21 protein-coding genes are annotated in these 21862 nt (G+C 63.1%); 11 read left to right on the forward strand and 10 right to left on the reverse strand.

Annotation, left to right across the window (positions count from 1 at the left end):
• Nucleotides 1-53 precede the first annotated feature (53 nt).
• From NKI25_RS14795 to NKI25_RS14820, 6 genes are all read right to left on the reverse strand, one after another.
• Nucleotides 54-557 (reverse strand): sarcosine oxidase subunit gamma, encoded by a 504-nt coding sequence (locus tag NKI25_RS14795; RefSeq protein ID WP_352592551.1) that lies wholly within the window; start codon nt 555-557, stop codon nt 54-56.
• The gene (locus NKI25_RS14800) at nt 550-3504 is read right to left on the reverse strand and encodes a sarcosine oxidase subunit alpha family protein (RefSeq protein ID WP_352592554.1); all 2955 of its coding nucleotides are present in this window, start codon (nt 3502-3504) and stop codon (nt 550-552) included. The genes NKI25_RS14795 and NKI25_RS14800 overlap by 8 nt, the downstream gene beginning before the upstream one ends.
• A complete protein-coding gene (locus NKI25_RS14805; protein ID WP_352622860.1) occupies nt 3501-3782 on the reverse strand; it encodes a sarcosine oxidase subunit delta in 282 nt (93 codons plus the stop codon). The genes NKI25_RS14800 and NKI25_RS14805 overlap by 4 nt, the downstream gene beginning before the upstream one ends.
• A 13-nt stretch (nt 3783-3795) precedes the next feature.
• On the reverse strand, nt 3796-5052 hold the full coding sequence (locus NKI25_RS14810; RefSeq protein WP_352592560.1) for a sarcosine oxidase subunit beta family protein: 1257 nt from the start codon (nt 5050-5052) through the stop codon (nt 3796-3798).
• A 10-nt stretch (nt 5053-5062) separates the two neighbouring features.
• On the reverse strand, nt 5063-6211 hold the full coding sequence (locus tag NKI25_RS14815) for a M24 family metallopeptidase (RefSeq protein WP_352592563.1): 1149 nt from the start codon (nt 6209-6211) through the stop codon (nt 5063-5065).
• 75 nt (nt 6212-6286) lie between these two features.
• Nucleotides 6287-7477 (reverse strand): M24 family metallopeptidase, encoded by a 1191-nt coding sequence (locus NKI25_RS14820; RefSeq protein WP_352592566.1) that lies wholly within the window; start codon nt 7475-7477, stop codon nt 6287-6289.
• 237 nt (nt 7478-7714) lie between these two features.
• On the opposite strand from NKI25_RS14820, the gene ehuB reads away from it, so the two are divergent.
• The 5 genes from ehuB to NKI25_RS14845 are packed head-to-tail and all read left to right on the forward strand — an operon-like array spanning nt 7715 to nt 11526.
• Entirely contained in the window at nt 7715-8584 is an 870-nt protein-coding gene (gene ehuB, locus NKI25_RS14825; protein ID WP_352592569.1) for an ectoine/hydroxyectoine ABC transporter substrate-binding protein EhuB, read from the forward strand.
• Between the two features lie 53 nt (nt 8585-8637).
• Nucleotides 8638-9366, forward strand: coding sequence for an ectoine/hydroxyectoine ABC transporter permease subunit EhuC (gene ehuC / locus NKI25_RS14830; RefSeq protein WP_352592572.1), 729 nt, complete (start codon nt 8638-8640; stop codon nt 9364-9366).
• Nucleotides 9363-10022 carry an ectoine/hydroxyectoine ABC transporter permease subunit EhuD gene (gene ehuD / locus NKI25_RS14835; RefSeq protein ID WP_023674259.1) on the forward strand — a complete coding sequence of 220 codons (660 nt, stop codon included), beginning with the start codon at nt 9363-9365 and terminating at the stop codon, nt 10020-10022. Before ehuC ends, ehuD begins: the two co-directional genes overlap by 4 nt.
• Nucleotides 10019-10798: an ectoine/hydroxyectoine ABC transporter ATP-binding protein EhuA gene (gene ehuA, locus NKI25_RS14840; protein ID WP_023717024.1), complete on the forward strand. Its 780-nt coding sequence runs from the start codon at nt 10019-10021 to the stop codon at nt 10796-10798. Before ehuD ends, ehuA begins: the two co-directional genes overlap by 4 nt.
• Nucleotides 10795-11526: a GntR family transcriptional regulator gene (locus NKI25_RS14845; protein ID WP_023674261.1), complete on the forward strand. Its 732-nt coding sequence runs from the start codon at nt 10795-10797 to the stop codon at nt 11524-11526. The genes ehuA and NKI25_RS14845 overlap by 4 nt, the downstream gene beginning before the upstream one ends.
• 124 nt (nt 11527-11650) lie before the next feature.
• On the opposite strand, the gene NKI25_RS14850 is transcribed toward NKI25_RS14845, so the two are convergent.
• Nucleotides 11651-12082, reverse strand: coding sequence for a VOC family protein (locus NKI25_RS14850; protein ID WP_352644437.1), 432 nt, complete (start codon nt 12080-12082; stop codon nt 11651-11653).
• Nucleotides 12083-12192: 110 nt separating this feature from the next.
• On the reverse strand, nt 12193-12963 hold the full coding sequence (locus NKI25_RS14855) for a helix-turn-helix domain-containing protein (protein WP_031211106.1): 771 nt from the start codon (nt 12961-12963) through the stop codon (nt 12193-12195).
• A gap of 290 nt (nt 12964-13253) precedes the next feature.
• Between NKI25_RS14855 and NKI25_RS14860 the strand changes: the two genes are divergently transcribed.
• Together NKI25_RS14860 and NKI25_RS14865 are read left to right on the forward strand one after the other, a co-directional pair.
• Complete coding sequence (locus NKI25_RS14860) at nt 13254-13616, forward strand: VOC family protein (protein ID WP_031211108.1); 363 nt, start codon at nt 13254-13256, stop codon at nt 13614-13616.
• Nucleotides 13613-13978 (forward strand): DoxX family protein, encoded by a 366-nt coding sequence (locus NKI25_RS14865; protein ID WP_023674265.1) that lies wholly within the window; start codon nt 13613-13615, stop codon nt 13976-13978. The genes NKI25_RS14860 and NKI25_RS14865 overlap by 4 nt, the downstream gene beginning before the upstream one ends.
• Nucleotides 13979-14352: 374 nt before the next feature.
• Here NKI25_RS14865 and NKI25_RS14870 read toward each other — a convergent pair whose 3' ends face one another.
• Nucleotides 14353-14745, reverse strand: a complete 393-nt coding sequence (locus tag NKI25_RS14870) for a GFA family protein (protein WP_031211109.1) — start codon at nt 14743-14745, stop codon at nt 14353-14355.
• Between the two features lie 167 nt (nt 14746-14912).
• Complete coding sequence (locus NKI25_RS14875) at nt 14913-15761, reverse strand: beta-keto acid cleavage family enzyme (protein ID WP_352998641.1); 849 nt, start codon at nt 15759-15761, stop codon at nt 14913-14915.
• Nucleotides 15762-15857: 96 nt separating this feature from the next.
• Here NKI25_RS14875 and NKI25_RS14880 point away from each other — a divergent pair, with 96 nt between their 5' ends.
• From NKI25_RS14880 to NKI25_RS14895, 4 genes are all read left to right on the forward strand, one after another.
• Nucleotides 15858-16763 carry a MurR/RpiR family transcriptional regulator gene (locus tag NKI25_RS14880; RefSeq protein ID WP_352622858.1) on the forward strand — a complete coding sequence of 302 codons (906 nt, stop codon included), beginning with the start codon at nt 15858-15860 and terminating at the stop codon, nt 16761-16763.
• The gene (locus NKI25_RS14885) at nt 16760-18091 is read left to right on the forward strand and encodes an aspartate aminotransferase family protein (protein WP_352592595.1); all 1332 of its coding nucleotides are present in this window, start codon (nt 16760-16762) and stop codon (nt 18089-18091) included. The genes NKI25_RS14880 and NKI25_RS14885 overlap by 4 nt, the downstream gene beginning before the upstream one ends.
• 95 nt (nt 18092-18186) lie before the next feature.
• A complete protein-coding gene (locus tag NKI25_RS14890) occupies nt 18187-19140 on the forward strand; it encodes a TAXI family TRAP transporter solute-binding subunit (protein ID WP_352592598.1) in 954 nt (317 codons plus the stop codon).
• 56 nt (nt 19141-19196) lie between these two features.
• On the forward strand, nt 19197-21797 hold the full coding sequence (locus tag NKI25_RS14895) for a TRAP transporter permease (protein WP_352622856.1): 2601 nt from the start codon (nt 19197-19199) through the stop codon (nt 21795-21797).
• Nucleotides 21798-21862: the final 65 nt, after the last annotated feature.

Below are 21862 nucleotides of genomic sequence, written 5' to 3' on the forward strand. Positions count from 1 at the left end.
TGGCGGCTTGGATCGCCGCTAAAGCCGGCCCTTGCCCGAGGAACCGGTATTGGCTAGCCGCCGGCAAGCCAATCCGAGAGGCTGCGGGCAAAACTTCGCGGCACGATGAGTTCGCACGCGGTCTCGCCGGTGCGCAGGAAGAGCACGGGCACGTGATGGAAGGATGTTTGCACGGCGCGGCCCGGAGCGGCGGCCGGCGCGTGCCAGTTGACGGCAATGCATCCGGACAGAAGCCTTGCGATACCAGGGCCGGCCATTTTCAAACGAACACGACCTTCGCCGAGGGGAACCGAACAGCCGAGGTCGGGGTCGACGGCAAGCGCGGGCGCTTGCGCGCTCTCATCGAGAACCAGCCAGAGGCGGCGAGGTGCAACGCGGACGACGAGTAGACCTTTGTGGCGAACCGTCTCTCCAACCGAGGTGGGAAGTTTCGTGTTGAGCGACGCCGAGACGCTCTTTTCGAATTGTCTCAGTGTCGCGTCCCAGCCCTCGATCTGGATAAGCGGACAATCCGCCACGGACAGGCTGAAATCCCGAGAAGAGGTCAAGCTAGCCATGCAGCCGTTCTCCCTGCGGATCGATGAATACCGGCGAGACAACGCGGGCGCGAACCGTTTCGGCCTTCATCGGATAGACCGCCACGACCTCGCTTCCTTCTGCCGCGACATCACCGGCAAGCAGAGCCAACCCGACATAATGGCCGCGTTCGGAGCTGAAAGTGACGGAGGTGACACGACCGCGCCCATGGCCATGGGGTTTCTCATCCGGCAGGAACAGGATGGCGCCGCCGCGCAGGCGTTTTCCGTCCTCGATGCATTCCAGTCCGACCAGACGCTGCCGGTTGGGCGCCCGGAGGGCAGGGCGCCGTCGCAGGACGTCGCCGACGAAGCCGCTGCGCTTGCCGGCCATGCGGCCGAGGCCGAGATCGTCGAGCGTCGTGCGCCCATCGATCTCCGGTCCGGCGACATGGCCCTTTTCGACCCGCAGCGCGCCAAGCGCCTCGACACCGTAAGGCTTCAGGTCGAAGGGTCTGCCGGCTTCGAGCATGCGGCTCCAGAGCTGTTCACCGGCAGTGGCGCCGACATAGATTTCGTAAGCGCGCTCGCCGGAATAACTGAGACGCAGGATGCGGAGCGCACGGCCCTCCCATTCGCTTTCGAGTAGCCCCATATGCGAAAGCGCCTCCTCGGAAACGTCGAGAGCGGGAAACGCTGCATTCAGGATCGCGCGGCTGTTAGGCCCGGCAACCGACATCGCCGCCCAGTCGTCGCTGACCGAAGTGACGGTCACGCGCAAATCCGGCCAGGCCGTGTCGAGCAGGAATTCGAGACGCGACAGCACATCGGCGGCCTTGGCGGTCGAAGTGGTCATGAAGAATCGGTTTTCCGCTAGCCGCGTCGTGGTGCCGTCGTCGAAGACAATGCCGTCGTCGCGCAGCATGACGCCGTAGCGGGCGCGGCCTACCGCCAGCTTGGCAAAGCCGTTGGCGTAGACGCGATCGAGGAAGATTGCCGCATCCGAGCCCTGGACATCGATCTTGCCGAGCGTGGAGATGTCCATCAGCCCCGCGGCCTGGCGCACATTCCGCATTTCGGCGACATAGGCGTCGTTCACGTGGCGCCCCGACTGCCGGTAGAAATAGGGCCGCATCCAGAGCCCGACCTCGAGCATCTCGGCGCCGTTCGCCATGTGCCAATCGTGCATCGGCGTGCGGCGGATCGGCTTGAAATGATGGCCGATGGCGCGCCCGGCAAGCGCCCCGATGGCAACCGGCGTATAGGGCGGGCGGAAGGTCGTGGTGCCGGTCTCAGGAATCGTTGCGTTGCGCAGCGCTGCCATCGCGGCAAGTGCGGGAAAATTGCTGGTCTTGCCCTGGTCGGTGCCCATGCCGAGCGTGGTGTAGCGCTTCAGGTGCTCGACCGATTCATAGCCCTCGCGATGGGCGAGCCCGATATCCCCAGTTGTCACATCCATCTGGAAATCGACGAAGGCTTTTTCACGTCCGACCGAAGGGGCTTCGCGAAGTAGCGTCGTAGCGGTCTCGCCGAGATCGAGTTTGGACGGAGCGGGCACCGGCGCCGACTTGCCGCAGTAGGCTGCCGCTTCGATGCCGGCGCGATGGCCGTCCTCGACGGCAGCGGCGGTCGCATAGGCTCCTATCATTGCGCCGGCGCCGAACTGGCTGGCTGAAAAGACGCCCGGCACGAAGCCGTCAATGTCGTCGCGATAGACAGGTTTGACACCGAGGTGTGAGGTGAGATGCACGGTTGGCGACCAGCCGCCGGAGATGCAGACCAGGTCACAGGCGGCCGAGGATTGTCCCTCCGGTCCATTGAGCGTTACGCGCCTGACGGCATGGCCGCCGTGCAGGTCGACGATGCGCGTTGCGGCCCGCACCACCACGCCGAGCCGTGCGGCTTCCGCGGCAAGTGCTGCGGGCGGGACGGCGCGCAGATCGGCAACCGTCACCTCCGCGCCGGCTGCGGCATAGTCGAAGGCGGTGCGCCAGGCACCGTCATTGGTGGTGGCGACAATGATTTTCTTGCCCGGCAGGACGGCGAAACGATTGAGATAGGTCCGGGCGGCCGAGGCAAGCATGACGCCGGGCCGGTCATTGTTCGAGAACACCATCGGCCGCTCGATGGCGCCGGTGGCGAAAACAATCGAGCGGGCGCGCAGCATAGTGACCGTTTGGCGGGCCTCGCCATTCGGCTTCTGATCGGTTGGATCGCGCTGTTTGACCAGTCCAAGGACATTGCCGTCATAGCTGCCGAAAGCGGTCGTCCGCTTCATCAGCGCGACGGTTTCGAAGTCCTCCAACTCGGCCTCGGCCTGCCTCAGCCATGCGGCCGCTGCGCTGTCGGACGGTTCCGCCAAAAGCTGGCCGCCAAGCAGAAAATCTTGCTCGATCAGCGCGACCCGCGCGCCGGCTGCGGCGGCTGTCCGCGCCGCCGACAGTCCCGCCGGGCCGCCGCCGACGATGGCGACATCGGCAAAGGCATGACGAACCTCATAGCGGTCGGGATCGGGGTCGGTGCCGGCCCTGCCCAGGCCGGCCGCCTTGCGGATGAAATGTTCGTAGAACATCCAGGCGCGGCGCGTCGGGCCCATGAAGGTCTTGTAGTAGAAGCCGGCGGACAGAAACGGTGCCAACAGTCCGTTGACGCTTTGCACGTCGAAGGCAAGCGACGGCCAGCGGTTCTGACTCTCCACGACCATGCCGTCGGCGAGTTCCAGCGTCGTCGCCGGCAGGTTCGGCTCGCGCCTGCCGGCGCTCCCGAGCGTAACCAGCGCATTCGGCTCTTCGGGCCCGGCGGAAAAAATGCCACGCGGGCGATGATATTTGAAGCTGCGACCAACCAGCGCGACGCCGTTGGCGAGCAGCGCCGAGGCAAGTGTGTCGCCGCGATACCCAGCCAGCTTGCGGCCGTCGAAGGTGAAATTGACCGGCACCTCGCGACTGATACGGCCACCCACTGGCAGGCGTTTGCGGTTCGAACTCATGCCGGTTGTTTCCTGACGGTCGATTTCCTGGCGAAGTCGACGGATGCGATCGCGTGGTTGCGGGTGTCGCGTTCGACCACCAGCCATTGCCGGCAACCGGTCACGTGCTGCCAGAATTCGCGATGCTGGCCGGCCGGGTTTTTCCTGACGTAGACATAACGGTACCAGGCCTCAGGATCGGGATCGTCATGGGCCGGACGCGTGACCGAGGCATCGCCGCCATAGCGGAATTCGTCATGGTCGCGCGGGCCGCAGCAGGGGCATTCGATGCGCAGCATTTTGTCCCGCCTCTTATTGCAGCCAGGCGGAAGGGCCGACTCCGGCCTCATCGAGCGTGTGGCCGGCGCGGAAACGATCGAGCCCGTAGGCCGCGATCAAGGGATGCGGCTTGCCGGTGGCGATCGTGTGGGCGAAGCACCAGCCGGAAGCCGGCGTCGCCTTGAAGCCGCCATAGCACCAGCCGCCATTGAGATAGAGGCCGTCGATCGGCGTCGGGCAGATGATCGGGCTGGCATCGGGGGTCATGTCCATGACGCCGCCCCAGTGGCGCAGCAGGCGGACGCGCGAAATGCACGGCATCAATGCAATCGCCGCCTCCGCCACCTCGCGAACGACGCCGAGATTGCCGCGCTGGGCGTATGAATTGTAGCCGTCGAGATTGCCGCCGAAGACCAACCCGCCCTTGTCGGACTGGCTGACGTAGAAATGGTCGGCGCCGTAAGCGACGACGTGATCTACCAGCGGCTTCAGCGGTTCGGTGACAAAGGCTTGCAGGACGTGGCTTTCGATCGGCAGTTCAAGGCCGGCCTTGGCACCGAGCACGGATGTATGACCGGCAACAGCGAGGCCGACCTTGCCGGCGCCGATCCGGCCTTTCGTCGTTTCGACGCCGACGATACTGTCGCGGTCGCGGAGGAAGCCGGTCACTTCGCAGTTCTGGATGATGTCGACGCCATGGCCGTCGGCGGCGCGCGCATAGCCCCAGGCGACGGCGTCGTGGCGCGCCGTGCCCGCCCGGCCCTGGAAAATAGCGCCATGGATCGGGAAGCGGGCGGTGTCGGAAAAGTCGAGATAAGGCACCAGCCGGCGCACGTCTTCCCGGTCGAGGATATCGGCATCGATGCCGTTCAGCCGCATGACATTGGCGCGGTGGCTGAAGCCGTCGAGCTGATCGGCCGAATGCGCTGTGACGAGCTGGCCGCGCTGCGAGAACATGACGTTGAAGTTCAGCGCCCGCGACATGCCCTCCCAAAGCTTCATCGAGAATTCGTAGAACTGGGTATTGCCGTCGAGCAGGTAGTTGGAGCGGATGACGGTGGTGTTGCGGCCGACATTGCCGCCGCCGACATAACCCTTTTCGAGCACGGCGACGTTACGGATGCCGTGGTTCTCGGCGAGGTAGAAGGCGGTGGCGAGGCCGTGTCCGCCGCCGCCAATAACGATCACGTCATAGGACGATTTTGGCTCCGCTGCCCGCCAGGCGCGCTGCCAATTCTTCTGGCCGGACAGCGCGTTGCGTAAGATCCAAAATGCCGAGTAGCGCGCCATGTGTGCAGGCCTATCGAACGATCGGGCCGGCCGGCGTGCGGGTAAGCACTTCGGCGCCCGCATCGGTCAACAGCACCGTGTTGGAAACGAAGTCATCGCCGCGACCGGTGCCCATCAGCCATGACAGGATGTGGAAGCTCATCCCGGTCTCGATCTCGAGGTCGGAATCGTGCCTCAAGCCCGTCACCGAATTGCCGCCGGTCCATGATGGCGGCTGGCCGGCGCCGACCAGGTAACCGCAGTGATGGCGGCGATAGTGGGAAAGACCGGACTCGTCGACGACAGCCTGCCAGGCGGCGTAGACATCGCGCGCCTTGGCGCCCGGCCGCAACGCCTCGACGACCGCGTTGAACGCCTTGGCGGTCACTTCCGCCATTGCGGCGTCTTCGTCGCTGATGTGGCCGATGCGAACGAGCCGGCCGAGCGGGGCGTGGTAGCGCGAGATGCACCCGGACAATTCGACAAAGACCGGCTCGCCCTTGCGGTAGATCCCGTCGCCCCAGGTCGTGTGCTCTTCACCCAGGCGCGCGGCTGGGCGGATGAACGGTCCGAAGCCCGGCGCATGACCGCCTGCGCGGATCATTGCCGCAACACATTGGGCGGCGACCTCCTGTTCGGAAGCGCCATCGGAGATCGCGGCGATCGCGGCACCGGCGGCGGCGTCCGTCACCTTGGCGGCTCGACGCATCAGCGCCTGTTCCTCGGCGCTCTTCACCCACCGCATCTTGTCGATCAGACCGGAGACATCGCTCCATTTGGCGTCCGCCTGCGTCTGGAACGCAACGGCAAGCCCATGGCTGAGGCCAGCCGTCCAGTATTCGAGGCCGATCCGCTTGCCGGACAGGCCGAGCTCCACAAGTACCCGCGCGGCAAGCTCGGCCGCCGTTTCGCTGTCGGAATGGCCACGGAATTCCGCTGCCTTCACCTGCTTCTCGATCGTCACCTTCTCCATCGAGCGGGTGACCAGAACAGGTTTTCCCCGGAGCGGGACGATCAGCAGGTGAGGGGCAAAATACCCCCAGTGATCGAGCCCGGTGAGATAGAAGACGTTCTCCGGCGAGGCGAAGACCGCCGCATCGAGCTCGCGCTCAACCAGTGCAGTACGGACCTTTGCCAGGCGGCCGGCGATTTCGGCTTCGGAAAACGGATTGCGGTCCATCGGGCGTCCTCGTGCTTGTTGCCGGGTTGGTGGCGGGCATGGTTCTTTTCGGCAGCCGGTTTCCCGGCCACCATGTCAGTCGATGACGATGAGTTCGCGCGCCACATCGCAGAGGCGTTCGCCGCCGCGTTCCGTGACGACGAACGATTCCGAGATGGCGATGCCGAAATCGTCGAGCCAGACGCCGGCCATGAAATGGAAGCACATCCCAGGCTGCATCTCGGTGGTGTCGCCGGGACGAAGGCTTGCGGTGCGTTCACCCCAATCGGGCGGGTATGCGAGCCCGACCGGATAGCCGACGCGGCTTTCCTTCTTCAGCCCGTTCTTCCTCAACACTGCCTGCCAGGCGGCTTCCACCTCCTCGGCGGTGTAGCCGGGGCGCGCCTTCTCGAGGCCAGCGTCGACGCCCTCGACGATCGCCTTGGCCATGTCGAGGATGGCTTGCGGCGGCTTTCCGAAATGTACCGTCCGGGTCAGCGCCGCATGATAGCGGCGGCGCACGCCGGCGATCTCCAGAATGGCGAGGCCGCTGTCCGGCAGCGGCGCGTCGGACCACGTCAGATGCGGCGTGCTGGTGCCCTCGCCAACGGGCATCAGCGGACAGATCGCGGCATAGTCGCCGCCCGCTCCGGGCACCCCCATGATCTGCGCGTGATAGATTTCGGCAATGACATGGTTCTGAGGCACACCGGGCCGCATTTTCTCGATGGCGCGGTTCATGGCATGCGTGCAGATCGCACCCGCCTCGCGGATCAGCACCAGCTCGGCCTCGGATTTGACCAGCCGCGCCCAGTTGACGAGATCGTGGTTGTTGGCGAAGTGCGCGTCGGGCAGCCCTTGGACCAGATGGGCGTGGCAGCGCGCCGTATAATAATGCGCGTCCATCTCGACGCCGATGCGGGCTTTTCCCCAACCACGCGACCGGATCAGTTGGGCGAGTTCGTCATAAGGGTGCTCGACGGGCTGTTGCACCAGCCGTTCCGAGAACGGCATGATGTTTTTCTCCGGCAGGCCGGTGGTTAGGCGTGCGCTCTTGGCATCCTGCGACCTACCGAACCAGATCGGCCGGTCCTCCTCCAGATGGACGAGCACGCACTGCGGAACGTAGAACGACCATCCGTCATAGCCGGTCAGCCAGCACATGTTGGCGGGATCCTGACAAACGATGAGATCGAAGCCGGCTTTTTGCATACGTGTCTTCACGCCGGCGAGGCGCTGCCCATACTCCGCTTGCGTGAATGTCCCGAAGCCGTTCGCGGTCGCCACCGAAATCCTGCCTTCCAGGTACGCCGTTTGCCTTTTGTAAATGGCAACTAGGCCAAATTGTGCACAACTCGACGTCAATTTGCTGGCTAACTGCGAATTGTCGCCGAATTTTCATGGTTTTTATATCTCTGCTTGCGAAATGTCTAGGGCAGTTGTATACGTCTGATCAAGCAGGCGTCGACCTCGAAGAAGGCCGCGCCCTGGGAACCATCCACAGTTGTCCAATGGGAGAAAAGCATGCTCAAATCATCGATATCGCGCCGTATGGTCGTGAAGGCGGCTGCCTGCATCGCGCTCGCCGCGACGTCATTGACGTCGTTGTCCGCTCACGCGGAAACCACCCTCGAACGGGCCAAGAAGGACGGCTACATCCGCGTCGGTTTCGCCAACGAGGCGCCGTTCGGTTACGCCACGCCAGACGGCAAGCTGACCGGCGAGGCCCCTGAAGTCGCCAAGGCGGTGCTCGCCAAGATGGGCATATCGCAGGTCGACGGTGTTTTGACCGAATTCGGCTCGCTCATTCCGGGTCTCAAGGCCGGCCGCTTCGACATCATCGCCGCCGGCATGTTCATCACTCCGAAGCGCTGCGCCGAGATCAACTACTCCGAGCCGTCCTACGGCATCGGCGAGGCTATGCTGGTGGCAAAAAGCAATCCGAAAGGCATCAAGGATTTTTCCAGCATCAAGGACAATCCGGATCTCAAGCTTGCCGTGATGGCCGGCGCCGTTGAAGGCGGCTTCGCCAAGGAAGCGGGCGTTGCCGATGGGCAGATCGTCTCCTTGCCTGACCAGTCCAGCCTGGTCGCCGCCGTCCAGTCGGGCCGCGCCGACGCTGCCGCGCTGACCGCTCTTTCGATCGCCGACATGGCCAAGAAAGCCGACGGTGTCGAATCGACCAAGCCCTTCGGCGAGGTTGCCGGCAAGTCGGTGAAAGGCCATGGCGGCTTCGGCTTCCGCAAGGAAGACACCGACCTGCAGGAGGCGTTCAACGCCGAACTGAAGAAGTTCCTCGGTTCGCCGGAGCATATCGCGCTGGTCGAGCCACTCGGCTTCGGCAAGGACTATCTCCCCAACAAGACCACCGCAGAGCTCTGCGCGGGCAAATAGGCTCCCAACTGCTGGCGGCGCGAAAGCGCCGCCCTTTTCCTTCGGGGAATCGCATGGGTATCCGTACGCTCGTTGCCATGCTGGTCATCGCGCTTGTCGTGATCGGTGCCTTGGCAACACAGGAATCATATCAAGTGTTTATGCCGGGGCTGCTGCAAGGCGCGGTCCTGACAATCGAGATCGCCGTCCTCGGCAGCCTGCTCGCAATTATCATGGGCGTGCTTGCAGCACTTGCAAGGATGTATGGCCCGACGCCGCTCAGATGGCTGGCCACGGTTTACGTCGAGATCTTCCGCGGAACGTCGGCACTGGTGCAATTGTTCTGGCTGTTTTTCGTGCTCCCGCAATTCGGCGTCACGATCAACGCGTTCGTGGTGGCGGTGCTCGCGCTCGGCCTGAATGTCGGCGCTTACGGATCGGAGTGCGTGCGCGGCGCGATCCAGTCCGTCGCCCGCGGCCAGTGGGAAGCGTGTACTGCATTGAACATGAGCCGCCCGCAGATGTTGCGTCGGATCATCCTGCCGCAGGCCTTTGTCGCGATGATCCCACCCTGGGGCAATCTGTTCATCGAGCTTCTGAAATCGACGGCGCTGGTCTCGCTGATCACGCTTTCGGATCTCGCCTTCAAGGCGCAGCAAATGAACCAGAACACGTTCAAGACCATTCCGATCTTCACCCTCGTTCTTTTGATGTACCTGGCAATGTCGCTGGTTGTGACCATCGGCATGCGGCTTCTTGAAAGGCGGGCGTCGCTCGGACTGGCGCGGGGGAAGGCGGCATGATCTGGGATTGGGGATTTGCCCTGGAAATCCTGCCGGTGCTTGCCCGCGCCGCCGTCATTTCCATCGAGGCGACGCTGATCGGCTTTGCACTTGCCGCCTCGCTCGGTCTGGTGCTGGCGGTCGTCCGCATCGCCGTGCCATGGACCAGCTGGACGATTTCGGTGCTGGTCGAGCTGATCCGCTCGACCCCGCTGCTTATCCAGATATTCTTTCTCTATTTCGTCTTTCCGAAATTCGGTGTCGTGCTCGACGCTTTCACCGCCGGGGTGCTGGCCATCGGCATCCACTACGCCGCCTATTGCTCCGAGGTCTATCGCGCCGGTTTCGACAACATCCATCGCGGCCAGTGGGAAGCTTCGATCGCGCTCAATCTCTCGTCCTGGACGACGTTCCGCGACATCATCATTCCGCAGGCGATCCCGCCGATCGTTCCGGCGCTCGGCAATTATCTGGTGGCCTTGTTCAAGGAAACGCCGTTGCTTTCCGCAATCGCCGTGATGGAACTGATGCAGACCGCCAAGATCATCGGCTCCGAAACGTTCCGCTACACCGAGCCGATCACGCTGGTCGGCCTGTTTTTCCTTGCCATGAGCCTGGTTTCGGCGGCGCTCATCCGCTCCCTCGAAGGGCTGCTCAACCGGAGGACCACCCGATGACTGAACAACCGATGGTCCGCTTCGACAATGTATCGAAACGCTACGGCACGTTAACCGTTCTCGACGGGCTCAATCTCGAAATAGCGCGCGGCGAAAAAGTCTCGGTCATCGGTCCGTCGGGTTCGGGCAAGACGACGGTGCTGCGCATGCTGATGACGCTGGAGACGATCAATGACGGCGTCATCTGGGTCGAAGGCGAGCCGCTGACCCATATGGAGAGGAACGGCAAGCTTGTTCCCGCCGATCTCGCCCACATCCGCAAGATCCGCGCCAAGATCGGCATGGTGTTCCAGTCGTTCAACCTGTTTCCGCATATGACGGCGATGCAGAACTGCATAGAGGCGCCGATAACGGTGCTCGGAATGAAGCGGGCGGACGCCGAGGCAAGAGCGGCCGAGCTGCTGGAGCTGGTCGGTCTGGCCCAGAAGAAGGACCACTATCCATCACAGCTTTCCGGCGGCCAGCAGCAGCGCGTCGCCATCGCCAGGGCGCTGGCCATGCGGCCCAAGATCATGCTGTTCGACGAGGTGACGTCGGCGCTCGACCCGGAGCTTGTCGGCGAAGTGCTGCAGGTGATAAGGCAAATCGGGCGCGAGCATGATCTCACCATGCTGATGGTCACCCATCAGATGGGCTTCGCCAAGGAGTTTTCCGACCGCGTTTGTTTCTTCTATCAAGGCAAGATCTGCGAGCAGGGACCGCCAAGCGAACTGTTTGGTGCTCCCAAGAACGAGCGGACACGGCAATTCCTGCACGCTGTCCTGGAGGCTGGGTGACGATCGAGACAGAGGCCAAGCCGCCCACGACGGTGACCGCCGCGCCGCCGCGCCCGCTCTCCGCGCGAGAGCGGTTCGAGCGCATCTACCGGATATTGCGCGACCGCATCTGCCTGCTCGATTATGCGCCGGGAAGCCACCTGTCCGAGGAAGAACTTGCCCAGGAATTCGAGATCAGCCGCACGCCGGTCCGGCGCGTGCTGGCGCGCCTTGAATCCGAGGGTCTGGTTCAATCCGTCCACGGCGTCGGCACGATCGTCACCGACGTCGACATCGAGGAATTGCAGCAGGTCTATCATCTGCGCCTGGAGCTGGCGCTCCTCGTCGGCAAGCTTTCGCCGATCCCGCGCACGGCGGACGACCTCGACCGGATACGGGCGCTCATCGCGCGCTGCGATTCCGATATACTCAATCCCGACCAGCGCGCTTTCCTGCGCCTCAACATGGATTTTTTCTACGAGCTCACGGCGATGACCGGCAACCAGCCACTGCGCGAGATCAGCGAGCGCCTGTATTTTCAGGTCGCGCGCGTCGTCCTGAAGCTGATGCCGCAATTGGGCCTTGTCGAGGAATTCACCGCGTTCCGCCGCGAAATGGAAGAGGTCCTTGCCGCCGCTGAGATCGGCGACTGGGAGTCCATCGGGCACATAAGGCGGGCGCATATCTCAATGAGCTTCCGCCGCATGATGCGTCACGCAGGCGAGGCGAATCTGGATAGAGCTACATAATCAGCGCTTAAGATTGTGCCGGTGGCCTGCCGTCGAACTTGCCTAGTTGCCAGGGAAAGCATGCCGCCCGCCCGGTGCCGACAGAATTTGCCAGCACCGGCGAGACTGCAGGCCCGCGCCGCCCTTAAAGAGGATTCTCACTCGGTATGTTGGCGGGGTTCCAGACGACCTCCCACAGGTGTCCGTTCGGGTCGCGGAAATATCCGGCGTACCCACCAAAGAATGTGTCCCGGGCAGGCTTGATGATCTCGGCTCCGGCGCGGGCGGCCTCATCCATCACTTGATCGACTTCTTCGCGGCGCACAACGTTGTGTCCGATCGTGAACGAGGTCGAGCTGATCGGCGCCTTGGGGAGGCCGGTGTCGTAGGCGAGGTCGTCCTGCGCCCAGATCGCGAGCTTCAACCCGCCGGACAGCGTGAAGAACGCGACGGCGCCATGCTCGAACTCGCGGCCGATGATCCCTTCCGTCGGCAAGCCGAGACCGTCGCGGTAGAATGCGAGAGAACTCTCGAGGTCGGCGACAGCGATAGTCAAAACCGAAATGCGCGGTTTCATGGCAGTCTCCTCTGGTTGTCGGAGACACCAGGATAAAGTCGGGCGACAATGAAGACTTGAACAAAACGGCCAACAGCGCGCCGCCAAGTCGAAGGACGCGCCGAGAGGTTTCACCCGTTCTGCAGCAGCCGATGAATCTGTCGCGGGGTGCTTCCTGTCAGGCGTCGGCTCTCGCGGACAAGATGCGCCTGGTCGGAATAGCCCGCCTCGGCTGCCAGGATGGCCGTAGCGCTGTTCGATTGGCTCGAAAGCCGCAGAAAGCGCTGGTAGCGGAGGATACGGTCGAGCGTCTTGGGGCCATAGCCGAAGCTCTCGTCGAAGCGCCGGCGCAACGTCCTTTCGCTCATCTCGAGCGCGCGCATCAACCAGGGGATGAGAGGCGCGTCGGGTGGCGGCCCGCGCTCAATCAAGCGATATGCCGCCTGCATGGGAACGTCTGTCGCGTGGGAGGCCGCCTCCTCGGCGACGACCTGTTGGAGCGAGCAGGCCAGATCCTCGAGATTGTCACCAGCGCGCACGCGGCTGGCGAGGCGCCGGGCTCGCGCTCCCCATAAATCGTCGAGCGACAGCCTCTGGCCGACAAGCTCGATTTGCGGCACGCCGAGCCATGCCGCCGCCGTGGCAGGATGAAAGCGCAAGCCGATCACGATCTCGTCTGCCGCCAGAACCTCGGTCTGCGGCTCCTTGTCAGGGCCAGCAATTCGGAAGCTGCCTCCGATCCATTGCAGATCGATCGTTGCGTCGGGCATGATGACGATCGGCGGTGAGCCCGCCGGGTCCATTCGATGCACCCACACCGAAGCAAAGCTCCCGCGAAGCCGCGCCGACGCTGGACGTTGCTCAAATGAACCCGTTGCCTGCGCTGGGACGGGATCGCTCATCTCGCTCCTCTTCGGACTACCGGCGGTGAACCTACGACGCAGTGGCTGCGCCCGCCGTCGCTCGAGACAAGAATCTGCACGACCGACAACGTCTGCCAATCGAGAACGGTTGCAAGAATCGGTTGTTTTCTTCCGGCCGGAAGGAAGAGGGCAGGTGAGGGGTGATGCTACGTGCATCGCCATCGGCAGCGCCGTGTGCGGCTCATACGTCGATGGCCGTTTCGTTCAATCCGGCAAGCGAGATGCGTGCTTATCTTTCGGCGTCGTACATCACACGAGAGGTATGCGTCATGAGCAACAACAACGATCAACGGATCGACTACGTCGAATTCAACGTGAAAGACATTCAGCGGTCACGCGACTTCTACGGAAAGGCCTTCGGCTGGACCTTCACTGACTACGGCCCGCAATATTGCGAGTTCAACGACGGGCGCTTGTCAGGTGGCTTTGCCGCTGGCCCAGCGAGGTCCGGAGGAGGCCCGCTCGTCATCCTCTATGCAGATGATTTGCCGGGAACGGTCAAGCGGGTCGAGCAGGCGGGAGGCAAGATCGTCAGGCCGATCTATGGATTCCCGGGCGGCAGGCGCTTCCATTTCGCGGACCCGGATGGTTACGAGCTTGCGGTTTACACCGAGGACGGCAGCAAGGAATGATCGCGTTCTTCCACCACCTCGGATTGGTTTTGCTCGGCTGCGTCTTTATCTGGGCGGGCGCCGAGCATTTCCTCAGGTTCCGGGCGGTTGCAGCGTCCCTGGCCGAGCGGGGCTTTCCTGCTCCCAGGCCTCTTCTCGCGGCCGGATCGGTGCTTGAGATTGCAGGTGGCTTTTGCTTAGCAACGGGCCTTGGTGGACCGTTTCCCGCCGCGACCTTGGCCGCATTCACCATTGCGGCGTCGTTCATGGCGCTCAACTTCTGGCGCTACAGCGGCGATGAACGCGAAGCGCTTCGTACCGGCTTCACCATCAATGTCGCCGTCTTGGGCGGGTTGATTGTCGCCGCGACCACTAGCCTGTGATCATCGTTTCGAGGCGGCGGGCCACTGGACCACGACAGTGCCATTCCACGACGCTGCGCTGCTTGGGCATTTCGTTGATGGCTTCCGCAAGGCCGATCTTCCGGCGTGACCTCCTAAACGGCCAGCATTGAACGCGGCGCTCTGTACAAAGCCTACGTCAGGATCGCGACGATGAATCCCATCCCCTGCGATCCTCCTCTAAGGTACGGCGCCTTGGCTGTCACGGGTCACCTTAGGCGCTCACGAATGCCTATGGGGCAATGTGGATGAAGGCAGCGCACCTTGTAAGCGTGCAAGTTCACATTTTAGCGGCGCGAGAAGGCGGCCTCATCCGTGTTCTGATGTCGTTGCCTCCTCGGCAGCGTTCGTGCGACCTATTCCTCAAAGCGACCCGTGGCGTCACGATCGCGCTCGTATCGTCTGGTGAGCGGAAACGGCGGCAACCAGGCCTCGCGACGGATGATCCAGCTTTCGTAGGTTGGCATCAGCTGGTCAGGCGCATCCAGCGACCCCAGGTTTACTTCGATTTCGTCTGCGGTGCGTCCGAAAATGGAGGAGCCGCAGCGGGGACAGAAAAACCGCCCGGCATAGTCGCGTGTTTCGCCGTCGATCGTCACCGCATCCTCAGGAAAAATCGCGGAAGCGTGAAAAAGGGCGCCATGATGCTTGCGGCAGTCAAGACAGTGACAAAGGCCGACCCGGTATGGGCGCCCCGACGCGATAATTCGGACGTTGCCGCACAGGCAACCGCCGGTGAATCGGTCCATGCTGCGTCTCCTCCAAAATCAAGCGGCCGGAATGGTTACAACGACCGGCACTGTTGTTGCAATCGCCGCGCCGCGGGCGGGGACACGTCGTTCTTCCGTGGCGATGACATTGCAGCCGCCTCTCTATGCCTTGCGCGAGCTTGCCGCCGAAAATAGGCTTTGGTTTGTCATATGGAACGAAACGGCGCGTTCCATTGAGCCGCCAACTCGGCGGCCGAGGCGATCTTGACACCGCAGTCGGCGAGTATGCGTGCGACGGTCGCTACCAGTTCGGCGTTGGACGAGGCTATGCTGCCGTCCGGAAGGAAAAGATTGTTTTCGAAGCCGACCCGGACATGGCCGCCAAGCAACGCGGCGGCGGTCACGCACGCCGCTTCGTTGCGGCCGAAGGCGCAGACGCTCCAATGGTCGAAGCGCGGCATGTTCGCCGCAAGGAATGGCAAGAGATCGGCAGGAACGGACGTCTGTCCCGGCGTGTAGCGGCCCAGCACGTAGAGAACCGGTATGCTTGCCCAGGGGATCAGTCCGCGCTGCTGCATGTCCGAAAGCCTGACAGCCTCCTCGGGCGAATAGAGGATGATCTGCGGCGCCACACGCTCCTTATGCAGCCAGGCCATGAAGCGCGCGAAGGCGGGTTCCGATCCGGCATCTGGAACGATTTCGCGAAGCGCCAGGGAGACCGCTTGCGGCTTCACATCTTGTACGACGGCCATCTGTTGGACCGGCGAATAGATACCGAGCGCTTCGGAAGTGATCTGAATTAACAGCCGGTCACCGGCAGCACCGCGGATGGCCGCGATTGCCTGGCGGTAGGCGTCGGCGTCGAGCAGATGGTTGCCGCTTCTGTCGCGGACATGAACGTGGATCATAGCCGCACCGGCATCGGCGCATTCCGCGGCCGTCCGCGCCAGCTCGGCCGGTGTGAGCGGAATCGCCGGATGGTCGGCCTTGCTGCGACGCCCCCCGTTCGGCGCGACGGCTATGGCGATGCGGCCGAGACCAGTGGCCGGCTTCATGGAGACGGTTTTCGGGCGATAAGAGTCATATGAATCAATCTTTGACCATATTGAAACAGACGTTGCAATCGCCGGTCTGGCGAGCTAGCAATATCCATGGACCAGGGAGAGCTTGCTGGACAGATCATCAGTGCCTTCGACGGCATGTCGGCGCAGCTTCGGTCCGCCGCGCGGTATGTCCTTGATAAACCGTATGATGTCGCGCTGTTGTCCATGCGCGAGCAGGCCCGGCACGCAGGAGTGCAGCCGGCGACGATGACGCGGCTGGCCCAGCATCTCGGCCTTGATGGCTACGAGACCGTACGCGATATTTACGCCGCCGCGATCCGGGACGGCGAAATCGGTTTCGCCGGCAAGGCGGGCCTCCAGGTGGCCAGCCAAAAGCTCAAGGGCGACCACGCGCTGGCGGCCGATATTCTGGATTCGATTTCCAGCCAGCTTTCCCATCTGGCCGAAGGTAGGTCGATCGACCGTCTGGTCGAGACGGCCAGGGCGCTGAGTGCGGCAAGGCGCGTCTATTGCCTCGGCCTGCGCTCAAGCCACGCAGTCGCCTGGCATCTGCATTACATCCTGTCGCTGATCGGCGAGAAGTCGGTGCTGCTGCACGGCATCGGCGGAACCGATGGCGACGCTCTGGCCCATGCGACCAAGGACGACGTGCTGATCGCCGCCAGCGTCCTGCCCTACACGCGCTTCACCATCGAGCTTGTCGAGTACGCTGCCGGCCGCGGCGTACCGGTCATTGCGATCACCGACAGCGGGGTAGCGCCCTTGGCGCTGCTTGGCGATCACCTAGTCGTCGTGCCGACCGGCAGCCCGTCCTTTTTCCACACCATGACGCCAGCTTTCATCGTTGCTGAGATCCTCGGTGCTCTTGTCGCAGGGCAGGCAGGCGAGGGCGCTGTTGAGTCCCTGCGACGTTTCGATGAGCAGGGCGCCGCTCTCAAGACCCATCTGAACCAACGTCCGCCGAAGAAAATGCCCATGAGGGACCGTCGATGACACACATTCTTCATCGAATCATCCACTCGATGCTGCCGGTCGCCATTCGCGGCCAAGGCATCGAACTGTTCGATGCCGAGGGCAAGTCCTATTTCGACGCGTCGGGCGGCGCGGCCGTGTCCTGTCTCGGCCACGGCCATCCCGACGTGATCGCTGCACTGCACACCCAGCTTGACCGCATCGCCTACGCCCACACCAGCTTCTTCACCACCGAGGTGGCGGAGCGCTTGGCGGATCGGCTGGTCGAGGACGCGCCGAAAGGCTTGGACCACGTCTATCTAGTCAGCGGCGGCTCGGAGGCGGTCGAGGCCGCGCTCAAGATGGCCAGGCAATATTTTGTCGAGAAAGGCGAGCCGCAACGGCGCCATCTCATCGCACGCCGGCAGAGCTATCACGGCAATACGCTCGGCGCTCTCGCCACCGGCGGCAACGAGTGGCGGCGCGCCCAGTTCAGGCCGTTGCTGATCGAGACCCACCATATCGACCCCTGTTACGCCTATCGCTATCAAAAGCATGGCGAAAGCGACGAAGCCTATGCGGCGCGCGCCGCCCAGCAGCTCGAAGACAAGATCCTCGAACTCGGCGCGGACGAGGTCATCGCCTTCGTCGCCGAGCCGGTGGTGGGTGCCACGCTCGGCGCGGTGCCGCCGGTCGCGGACTACTTCAAGCACATTCGCGCGATTTGCGACCGCTACGGCGTGCTGCTCATTCTCGACGAGGTGATGTGCGGCATGGGCCGTACCGGCACGCTGCATGCGTGCGAGCAGGACGGCATCGCTCCCGACCTGCTGACCATCGCCAAGGGACTCGGCGGTGGCTACCAGCCGATTGGCGCGGTGCTGCTCGGCCGGCATATCTTCGACGCCTTTGCCCAAGGCTCGGGCTTCTTCCAGCATGGGCATACCTATATGGGCCATCCAATGGCGGCGGCGGCCGGCCTTGCCGTGCAGGAGGTCATCCGGCGTGACGGTCTGCTCGACAACGTCAGCGCAATGGGCGCGCAGCTGGACGAACGCCTGCACCACCGCTTCGATAACCACCATAACGTCGGCGACATTCGCGGGCGGGGTCTATTTAGGGGAATCGAGCTGGTGGTTGATCGCGCCAGCAAGGAACCATTCGACCAGAGGCTTGAACTCAACGCCCGCATCAAGCGCGAAGCAATGGCCCGCGGCCTAATGATTTATCCGATGGCCGGGACGATTGACGGCGTGCGGGGCGTTCATGTGCTTGTGGCGCCGCCTTTCATTATTTCCAAACAGGATATCGATCGGATCGTCGAACGGCTCGGTGAGGCCATCGACGCTGCGATCGCTTCAGCGGCCTGACCCGCACGACGCGGACCGCCTCAACCCAGTTCCAACGCGTCATCGGCGACGGGGCCGGGACAACCACCAGAGAGGTAGCAACCATGTTTAATTCAATGAAAACCCTGATCGGCGCGGCGGCCTGCATGCTGCTGGCGCTGCCATCCGTCGCTGCCGAGCAGCACTTCGTCACGGTCGGCACCGGCGGGGTCACCGGCGTCTACTACGCTGTTGGCGGCGCCATTTGCCGACTGATGAACAAGGACCGGCAGAAAACCGGCATCCGATGCTCGACGGAGTCGACCGGCGGTTCGGTCTTCAACGTCAACTCCATCCAGACCGGCGACCTCGATTTCGGCTTGACCCAATCGGACGTCCAGTACCAGGCCTATGAGGGGACCGGAAATTTCGACGGCAAGTCGTTCAAGGATCTGCGCGCCGTGTTCTCCGTCCATCCCGAGCCGTTTACCGTGCTAGCGCGGCCGGACGCCGGCGTCACCAAATTCGAGGACTTCAAAGGCAAACGCTTCAACGTCGGCAATCCCGGGTCAGGCACCCGCTCGTCCATGGAGGAGTTGCTCAAGCAGATGGGCTGGACGCTCGGCGATTTCTCGCTTGCCGCGGAGCTGAAGGCGGACGAGCAGGGCAGCGCGCTGTGCGACAACAAGATCGACGGTTTCTTCTACGGCGTCGGTCATCCTTCCGCCGCGATCCAGGATCCGACCACGGCCTGTGGCGCCAAACTCATCCCGCTGACCGGTCCGGCAGTGGACGCGCTGTTGGCAGCTCATCCGTACTATTCAGTCGCCACCATCAAGGGCGGCATGTACGCCAACAATCCGGACGACGTGACGACATTCGGCGTCCGCGCGACAGTGGTGACGAATGCCAGCACGCCCGATGAGGTGGTCTACGAACTGGTGAAGTCGGTCTTCGAAAATTTCGACGACTTCAAGAAACTGCATCCGGCTTTCGCCAATCTCGATCCCAAGGAGATGATCAAGACCGGTCTGTCGGCGCCAATGCATCCGGGCGCGGAGCGCTATTACAAGGAGAAGGGCTGGCTCTGAGGCCTTCAATGCGAGGCGCCACAGGCGCCTCGCATCGCAAATAATTGTGGGGAACGATGACAGATCAAAGCCAGCGGGCGGCAGGGCCTGACCAACCCGTTATCGGCATTGACAAGCTTAGCGAGATCGTCGCCGAAGCCGACACCGGTGGGCGCAAGCCGACCGGCCGCACCGCGAAGCTGATCCTCGGCGTATCGCTGGCATGGTCGCTGTTCCAGCTCTGGTATGCCTCGCCCCTTCCGTTCATGCTCAATTTTGGTGTCGTCAGCGACGGCATCGCCCGCTCCATCCATCTGGCCTTCGCCCTGTTTCTGGCGATGCTGACGTTTCCGGCCTTCAAGACCTCGTCGCGCAGCCGGGTGCCGCTGCCCGACTGGGTGCTAGGCATCGCCGGGGCGGCGTCCGCCCTCTATCTGTTGGTCTTTTACAGCGATATCGCCCATCGGCCGGGCCTTCCTACTACGGCTGACCTGGTCGTCTCGATCGCCGGCGTCCTCATCCTGCTCGAGGCCGCCCGTCGCGCCGTCGGGCCTGCTATCACCGTCATCGCGGCGATCATGCTGATCTATATCTTCGCCGGGCCTCACCTACCTGGCCTGCTCGGCCACAAGGGCGCGACGTTATCGCGCGCAGCCTCGCAGATGTGGCTGACGTCGGAGGGGGTCTTCGGTGTTGCCCTCGGTGTGTCCACCAACGTCGTCTTCATGTTCGTTCTGTTCGGAACATTGCTGGAGCGCGCCGGCGCCGGCGGCTTTTTCATCCAGCTTGCCTTCTCGCTGCTCGGCAAATACCGCGGCGGTCCGGCCAAGGCCGGTGTCGTGGCTTCCGGCCTGACCGGCATGATTTCCGGGTCGTCGATCGCCAATGTCGTGACCACCGGAACCTTCACCATCCCGCTGATGCGCCGGGTCGGATATTCTGCGGTGAAGGCGGGCGCCATCGAATGCGCGGCCGGCGTCAATGGTCAGCTGATGCCTCCGGTGATGGGCGCCGCCGCGTTCTTGATCGCGGAATATGTCGGCATCTCCTATGCCGAGGTGGTCAAGCACGCCTTCTATCCGGCGCTGCTGACCTACGGCTCGCTGTTCTACATCGTCGATATCGAGGCGATGAAGACGGGGATGAAGGGCCTGCCGTCACGCAGCACGCACTCCGCATTTCAGGGCGCGCTGCGCGGGCTGATGGGCGTATGCGGTTTCATCATCCTCGCAGGGCTTGTCTATTACGGCATTGGCTGGACGAAGATCGTTTTGGGCGCGGCCGCGACCTGGATGATCACTGCCGCGCTGATCGCCGTTTACATCGGCCTTGTCGCCTACCGGGCGCGTTATCCCGACCTGCCGCTGGAGGATCTGGAGGGCGAGATCGTCAGGATTCCCCACTTCGGCGAGACGGCGCGCACCGGCCTGCATTTTCTGCTGCCTGTGATCCTGCTGATCTGGTGCCTGATGGTGGAGGAGTTGTCGCCCGGCCTGTCGGCATTCTGGGGCGCTGTCGCCCTTATGGCGCTGATCGTCACGCAGCGGCCGCTCACCGCCTTTTTCCGCAAGGACCGCGCGCTGGCGCAGCATTGGCTTCACGGTTTCGACGATCTGGTCGGTGGGCTGTCCGCCGCCGCACGCAACATGACGACGGTCGGCATCGCCACTGCGACGGCCGGCATCATCGTCGGCACGGTTCTGCTCACGGGCATCGGGCTGGTAATGACCGAGCTGGTCGAATTCATCTCGGGCGGCAGCTTCATCGTCATGCTTTTGTTCACCGCGGTGATCTGCATCATTCTCGGCATGGGCATGCCGACCACCGCAAGCTATGTCGTCGTCGCCACCTTGATGGCGCCGGTCATCGTCGATTTGGCGGCGCAGAACGATCTCGCTGTGCCGCTGGTCGCCGTCCATATGTTCGTTTTCTATTTCGGGCTGATGGCGGACGTGACGCCGCCAGTGGGCCTGGCGGCTTATGCTGCTGCGGCAATTTCCGGCGCCGACCCGGTGAAGACCGGAATTCAGGGTTTCAAATACGAGATCCGTACCGGTCTCTTGCCGTTCATCTTCATCTTCAACACCGGGCTGCTGATGATCGATCTCGAAGGTCCGTTCGACTTCGTCGCGATGGTCGTGACATCGACACTGGCCATGGTCTCGTTTGTTGCAGCGACGCAGAATTGGATGCTCGTGCGCAACCGCTGGTACGAGACGATTGCGTTGCTTGTGGCCTGTTTCATCTTGTTCAGGCCGGGATTATTGCTCGATCAGGTGAGCGAACCGTATCGGGCAGTACCTGCCTCCCAACTCAGCCGTATCGTCGACGAGACAGCCGAGGGGGGCGCAGTTCGCTTGCGCCTGACGACACTGAACCTCAACGGCGATGAGATATCGAAGCTGGTACGTCTACAACTCGGGCCTGCAAATTCATCGGCAGAACGCCTGAAGGCCGCGGGCCTGGACGTCAGTGCGCTTGGCGATAGCATGACGATCGGCGTGGTGCGGCTGGGCAGCCAGGCGGCCAAATTCGGCCTGCAGCCCGGCGACGAAATCAACCAGGTGCTAGTCCCTGCGGAACGGACGTCGCGCTATTGGTTCGCCATTCCGGCTCTGCTGTTGCTCGGTCTCGTCGTCTGGGGCCAGAAGCGGCGAAGGCGGGCGGTTGGTCTGTAAACGTCTTGTGAGCGGAAGCGTCTTGGCCAGCATGTCGGTAACCAGAGAACCAAACGACGCCCCGG

Origin of the sequence: Mesorhizobium sp. M0808 (assembly GCF_040320025.1) — a bacterium.
GTDB lineage: Bacteria > Pseudomonadota > Alphaproteobacteria > Rhizobiales > Rhizobiaceae > Mesorhizobium.

Coding starts and splice junctions, on each gene's coding strand:
- NKI25_RS14795 (WP_352592551.1), bottom strand. CDS start 557: ATGGCTAGCTTGACCTCTTCTCGGGATTTCAGCCTGTCCGTGGCGGAT.
- NKI25_RS14800 (WP_352592554.1), bottom strand. CDS start 3,504: ATGAGTTCGAACCGCAAACGCCTGCCAGTGGGTGGCCGTATCAGTCGC.
- NKI25_RS14805 (WP_352622860.1), bottom strand. CDS start 3,782: ATGCTGCGCATCGAATGCCCCTGCTGCGGCCCGCGCGACCATGACGAA.
- NKI25_RS14810 (WP_352592560.1), bottom strand. CDS start 5,052: ATGGCGCGCTACTCGGCATTTTGGATCTTACGCAACGCGCTGTCCGGC.
- NKI25_RS14815 (WP_352592563.1), bottom strand. CDS start 6,211: ATGGACCGCAATCCGTTTTCCGAAGCCGAAATCGCCGGCCGCCTGGCA.
- ehuB (WP_352592569.1), top strand. CDS start 7,715: ATGCTCAAATCATCGATATCGCGCCGTATGGTCGTGAAGGCGGCTGCC.
- ehuC (WP_352592572.1), top strand. CDS start 8,638: ATGGGTATCCGTACGCTCGTTGCCATGCTGGTCATCGCGCTTGTCGTG.
- ehuD (WP_023674259.1), top strand. CDS start 9,363: ATGATCTGGGATTGGGGATTTGCCCTGGAAATCCTGCCGGTGCTTGCC.
- ehuA (WP_023717024.1), top strand. CDS start 10,019: ATGACTGAACAACCGATGGTCCGCTTCGACAATGTATCGAAACGCTAC.
- NKI25_RS14850 (WP_352644437.1), bottom strand. CDS start 12,082: ATGAAACCGCGCATTTCGGTTTTGACTATCGCTGTCGCCGACCTCGAG.
- NKI25_RS14855 (WP_031211106.1), bottom strand. CDS start 12,963: ATGAGCGATCCCGTCCCAGCGCAGGCAACGGGTTCATTTGAGCAACGT.
- NKI25_RS14860 (WP_031211108.1), top strand. CDS start 13,254: ATGAGCAACAACAACGATCAACGGATCGACTACGTCGAATTCAACGTG.
- NKI25_RS14865 (WP_023674265.1), top strand. CDS start 13,613: ATGATCGCGTTCTTCCACCACCTCGGATTGGTTTTGCTCGGCTGCGTC.
- NKI25_RS14870 (WP_031211109.1), bottom strand. CDS start 14,745: ATGGACCGATTCACCGGCGGTTGCCTGTGCGGCAACGTCCGAATTATC.
- NKI25_RS14875 (WP_352998641.1), bottom strand. CDS start 15,761: ATGAAGCCGGCCACTGGTCTCGGCCGCATCGCCATAGCCGTCGCGCCG.
- NKI25_RS14880 (WP_352622858.1), top strand. CDS start 15,858: ATGGACCAGGGAGAGCTTGCTGGACAGATCATCAGTGCCTTCGACGGC.
- NKI25_RS14885 (WP_352592595.1), top strand. CDS start 16,760: ATGACACACATTCTTCATCGAATCATCCACTCGATGCTGCCGGTCGCC.
- NKI25_RS14890 (WP_352592598.1), top strand. CDS start 18,187: ATGAAAACCCTGATCGGCGCGGCGGCCTGCATGCTGCTGGCGCTGCCA.
- NKI25_RS14895 (WP_352622856.1), top strand. CDS start 19,197: ATGACAGATCAAAGCCAGCGGGCGGCAGGGCCTGACCAACCCGTTATC.